Origin of the sequence: Curtobacterium sp. MCBA15_016 (assembly GCF_001865105.1) — a bacterium.
Classification (GTDB): Bacteria; Actinomycetota; Actinomycetes; order Actinomycetales; family Microbacteriaceae; genus Curtobacterium.
The window spans coordinates 2,569-3,103 of sequence record NZ_MJGR01000060.1 but is presented as its reverse complement, the minus strand read 5'-3'; the positions used below and the strand labels follow the sequence as shown (position 1 = coordinate 3,103).

The following is a 535-nucleotide window of genomic DNA, read 5'->3' as shown; positions in this document are numbered from 1 at the left end:
CGAACGGGTCGCGGAACGCCGTCGTCAGCGCGCCGAGGCCGACCGGCGCCGTGCCGCCGACGAGCGGGTGCGGATCGCCCGCGAGCTCCACGACTCGGTCGCCCACAGCATGTCCCTCATCAACCTCCAGGCCGGGGTCGCCCTCCACCTCGGCGCCGACCTCCCGGACCAGACGCGGGACTCCCTCGCGAACATCCGCGACTCCAGCCGCGAGGCCCTCGTCGAACTCCGCACGATCCTCGGCGTGCTCCGCTCGGTCGACGGAGCGCCCGACCGCGAGGGGGCGGAGCGCGCCCCGACCGCCGGCCTCGACCGCGTCGCCGACCTGGTGGAACGAGCGCGTGCCGCGGGCGTCGACGTCACCCTGGCCGTCGACGGCGACCGATCGGCGGTGCACGGCATCACGGACCGGAACGCGTTCCGCATCGTGCAAGAGTCGGTGACGAACGTCATGAAGCACGCCCCCGGACACCGGGCCGACGTGACGATCTCGATCGCCCCGGACGTCGTGGACCTGGTCGTCGCCGACCGCCCG

The 535-nt window shown here is 74.2% G+C and carries 1 protein-coding gene; it reads left to right on the top strand.

Annotated features, from left to right (window positions below; genetic code table 11):
- Positions 1-67: 67 nt before the first annotated feature.
- A partial coding sequence (locus BIV03_RS19950; RefSeq protein WP_302847779.1) for a sensor histidine kinase occupies positions 68-535 on the top strand: 468 nt, incomplete at its 3' end.